Below are 4,321 nucleotides of genomic sequence, written 5' to 3'. Positions count from 1 at the left end.
GACAGAAAAGCGGTGATCGTTGCGCATTATTACACCGACTCGGCGCTGCAGCAGCTCGCCGACGAGACGGGAGGTCATGTTTCCGACTCCCTGGATATGGCCCGTTTCGGTTATGAGCACCCAGCATCGACGCTGGTCGTCGCCGGTGTGCGCTTCATGGGCGAGACCGCCAAGATCCTGAACCCCGAGAAGCGCGTGCTGATGCCAGATCTGGAGGCGACTTGCTCGCTCGATCTCGGCTGCCCGGCCGACGAGTTTTCGACCTTTTGCGATGCCCACCCCGATCGCACCGTGGTCGTCTATGCCAACACCAGTGCCAGGGTCAAGGCGCGCGCCGACTGGGTCGTCACCTCGAGCAGCGCGGTCGACATCGTCGCGCATCTCGCAGCCCGCGGGGAGAAAATCCTCTGGGCGCCGGATAAGTATTTGGGCGGCTATATCCGCGAGCAGACGGGCGCCGATATGGTCCTCTGGAACGCAGCCTGTGTGGTGCATGAGGAATTTAAAGGTCTCGAGCTCGAAGCGCTCCGCAGGCAGCACCCCGATGCCAAGGTCTTGGTGCATCCGGAATCCCCAGCGTCGGTCGTGGCGCAGGCGGACGTCGTCGGATCAACGAGCGCGCTCATCGAGGCGGCGCGCGAGTTCGATGCTTCCAAATTCATCGTGGCCACTGACAAAGGCATCTTTTACAAGATGCAGCAGGCCGCTCCTGGCAAACAGCTCATTGAGGCGCCCACGGCCGGCCGCAGCGCCACCTGCAAGAGCTGTGGACACTGCCCCTGGATGGCGATGAATGGGCTGGGAAAACTCGCGGCCTGCCTTGAAAATGGGGACAATGAAATCCTGCTGGACCCCCAGATCGCCGCCCGGGCGCGCGTGCCGATCGTGCGTCTGCTCGACTTGACCAAGGCGCGCGGTCAGGCCGTTTTCGGTACCAACGACGCCTAGGTCGCGTAAGCGCCGGCCCCCCTCGGCGTATGCCGATGATCCCGCGAGCGGAAGTGGTGATTTTAGTGCACGGTCTTTTCATGACCGGCTGGGATATGACTGTCTTGCGGCGGCGCTTGCTTGGAATCGGTTTTAGTACCCACCAATTTTCCTACCCGAGCACGCGCTTCGAGCCGCTACGCAACGCCCAAGACCTGAAAAACTTCACGGACGGCATCGACGCACCGGTGATCCACTTCGTCGCGCATAGCCTGGGCGGACTGGTAGTGCGTCATTTCTTCCATGAGTCCCCGCCACGACGTCCCGGCCGCATCGTCACGCTGGCCACTCCTCATCAGGGGAGCCGCGCGGCGGCAAAGCTGGCGTTGACAGGCTGCGGCCGTGCAGTATTGAGGAAAAGTCTAGAGCAGGGTCTGCTTGGAGATCTACCGCCTTGGAACGGTCAACATGAGATCGGTGCCATTGCGGGGAGCGCTAGCATCGGGTTGGGACGGCTGTTTGCGGAGATCGCTAAACCCAATGATGGCACGGTGGCAGTGAGCGAAGCTCTATTACCGAATGCAACGGATAACGTCGTGTTACCGGTGGCACATTTCGGCATGCTATTGTCACGCTGCGTAGCGGAGGAGATCGGCTTTTTTTTGCGGCACGGCCGGTTTATACACGCGGCGTGACACGGATCGATGAACTTTTTTGAGCGGCTCACGCAACGACGGCAAACGCTTTGCGAGCCGCGATGCGAGCTAGACACCTGGTCTGGCGTAATTGCCTACGGGAGTGAGAGTGATGAAGCTAGTGCTCACGGTTTTGCGGTGGTCGCTCATCGGCGCGCTCACGAGCGCCGTGATCATGGCCCTATACCGCTACTACATCATTACGTCGTCCGGTTTCTCGGTTGCATCGGTCCCTATCAAAACCATGATGATCGACGTCATGGGGTTACCGCTCCATGCCGGGATGGGCGCCGGTGTCGGAGCGCTTTTGGGCATGGTGATCGCGATTAGAGCGGCGCTACGCGCCCGCAACCGGCGGCCGGATGCGGCCATGGATACTTCTTCGCCTACGCTCGAGGACGTTGATACAAAGCTCAGGGCTATTAACAGGCAAAAAGCGGAACGGTATTTGGCTCAACGTAAACGCAAGCGCTAAGGGTTCCACGGTGCATTGTGGCAGCCGCCACCCTGGCACGGCCGCTCGCCTGGCAAATTCCGATCACTCGAGCGCGGATTTGCGCTAGACTTTCTTGATTCGGAAACAATGGAAATTGATTATCATGGCGGGACACAGTAAATGGGCGAATATCCAGCATCGCAAGGGCGCGCAGGACGCAAAGCGCGGTAAGTTGTTCACCAAACTTATCCGCGAGATCACGGTCGCCGCCTGCATGGGTGGCGGGGATGCCGGAAGCAACCCACGCCTGCGCGCCGCCATGGATGCTGGTCTCTCCAATAACATGTCCAAGGACACACTCGAGCGGGCGATCAAACGTGGAACGGGAGATCTCGAGGGCGAGCAGTTCGAAGAAATCCGCTATGAAGGCTACGGCCCGGGCGGGATTGCGATCCTGGTTGATTGCATGACCAATAACCGCAACCGCACGGTGGCGGAGGTCCGCCATGCCTTTTCCAAAGCCGGCGGCAGCATGGGCACCGATGGCTCCGTCGCGTATCTGTTTAAAAAACAAGGGGTGCTGTCCTACCCCAAGGGCAGCGACGAAGACCGAATCATGGCGATTGCGCTCGATGCCGGCGCCGACGACGTCGTGGTAAACGACGATGGCTCGATTGACGTCGTCACGGCCCCCGAGGATTTCGGGAAGGTCAAAGACGGGATGCTTGCCCAAGGGTTAACCCCGGAAAACGCCGAAATCACGATGCGCGCCTCGATCAGCGCGACCCTCGACTTGGAGAACGCCCAGAAAATGACGCGTTTGATCGAAGTGCTGGAGGATCTCGATGACGTTCATAACGTCTATTCGAACGCCGAGATGAGCGAAGAGATCTTGGCGCAGTTGTAGTGGAGGACTTCACCGGCGCACAAGATTGGTGGTGTCTCAGTTTTGAATTTCGGCTTCCGACCCGGAGGAGTCATTCACACCGACATCGTGATTCACCTCAAAGCGGACGCTGAACGGTTCGCGGTTCACCGGCGCGGTCCGCGACGGAATGGTAGCGCAAATCGAAAGGCAGAAACGCAGCGGACCGCGTCCGGTGCAACCGCAGAGTTAGGTGGCGAGGCGCCGAACGAGCCCTCACGCCCGTGGTAGCGAGTCGTGAGCGTAGAACAAACAGTCGTCGACTTCAGCCAAAGGAGTTTCCGACCGCCCTCTGTACACGCCGCCGTCAGGGCTCGTGCCGATGACAACCATCGGTAGCTGGGGTATCTCCTTCGCGAACGCGAGCGCAGGCTCCTGCCTACCGAAGAAGCCGATTACACGCGTGCTCCGGTTCCACTCGAGTGCAAACGACCACAGCTCGGAGCCGGGGTCGCGACGAATCGCGACCCGGAAGTGCTCGTCCGCGAAGTACCCAACCATTCGCTCGTGCCACTCCATGACCCGCTTCATAAACCACAAGTGGATTGGATTCCCCCAGTCTGTCCGTCGGGCCACTGCTACGGGGAAAAAGCCTCCATCTGGCCATAAGCCACCCATTGTGTCCGGGTTGAAGGTCAGCGCATAGAACAATCCACGCACCTGGTAGTGTGCGAGTTTATAGACACGCGCCTCGTCCATCTGTGGAGGTGAAGTGAACGATGCAGACATCTTCAGTCCGGGAAGCGGCATGCCGCTGATGATGTGCTCCTCCGAGCTATCCACGATCGGCTTGCACGTGGTCCGGCTATAGCTCTTCGCCAGCTTCCGTTTGGCCTCCCCCGGTATGACGTCACCCATTCCGTCAAACCCCCGGCCAAGATCCGGGTACATGGAGAGCGCCGAGATGTCATCCTCAAGGTCGGACTTGCGCTGGTTACACGGATGGCACGATCGGAGGATGACGTTGAGGCTCTGGTTCAGTGAACCCTTCGGCACGAAATGCCTTCCAACGACGTGCTCCTTGGTCGCGGTCGCGTCGTCGAGCGCCACACCGCAATATGGGCAGGTCTGATTGCGAAGCGGACGTCTGATGATTTCGATTCGGCTCTGCACGTTTGTCGCTCGTGGCGGGAGAACGCTACAGGAGGCGAAACGCTTCACTGTCCAGGGCGTGTTATTCACCGCCTAGTTATCGACCACCTAACGTCTTGAATGACCCGCAGCCAAGTGAGGGAGCCGCAGGCGACCGAACCTGAGCCGTCGGGTCCATTGCCTTGTTGGCCAGCGTTGTCGCGCGCATGCCACGGCCCTCCGCTACTCGTGCATGATGGCGACATG

General features: G+C 59.9%; 5 protein-coding genes. 4 read left to right on the top strand and 1 reads right to left on the bottom strand.

Going from position 1 to position 4,321, the window contains the following annotated elements; all coding sequences use genetic code 11:
• The 4 genes from nadA to M3436_19590 form a co-directional block, all read left to right on the top strand.
• The coding region (gene nadA / locus M3436_19605) for a quinolinate synthase NadA (protein MDQ3566186.1) at positions 1-948 on the top strand (948 nt) is incomplete at its 5' end.
• Positions 949-983: 35 nt separating this feature from the next.
• Entirely contained in the window at positions 984-1,622 is a 639-nt protein-coding gene (locus M3436_19600) for a putative lipase (GenBank protein MDQ3566185.1), read from the top strand.
• 112 nt (positions 1,623-1,734) lie between these two features.
• Positions 1,735-2,097, top strand: a complete 363-nt coding sequence (locus M3436_19595) for a hypothetical protein (protein MDQ3566184.1) — start codon at positions 1,735-1,737, stop codon at positions 2,095-2,097.
• A 124-nt stretch (positions 2,098-2,221) separates the two neighbouring features.
• Complete coding sequence (locus M3436_19590) at positions 2,222-2,965, top strand: YebC/PmpR family DNA-binding transcriptional regulator (protein ID MDQ3566183.1); 744 nt, start codon at positions 2,222-2,224, stop codon at positions 2,963-2,965.
• A gap of 234 nt (positions 2,966-3,199) precedes the next feature.
• Here the strand turns inward: M3436_19590 and M3436_19585 are convergent, their stop codons facing one another.
• Positions 3,200-4,033, bottom strand: coding sequence for a hypothetical protein (locus M3436_19585; GenBank protein MDQ3566182.1), 834 nt, complete (start codon positions 4,031-4,033; stop codon positions 3,200-3,202).
• Positions 4,034-4,321 lie beyond the last annotated feature (288 nt).

The sequence above is a fragment of the Pseudomonadota bacterium genome, assembly GCA_030859565.1.
Classification (GTDB): domain Bacteria; phylum Pseudomonadota; class Gammaproteobacteria; order JACCXJ01; family JACCXJ01; genus USCg-Taylor.
The sequence above is the reverse complement of the archived record's forward strand: the minus strand, read 5'-3'. Positions and strand labels throughout refer to the sequence as shown.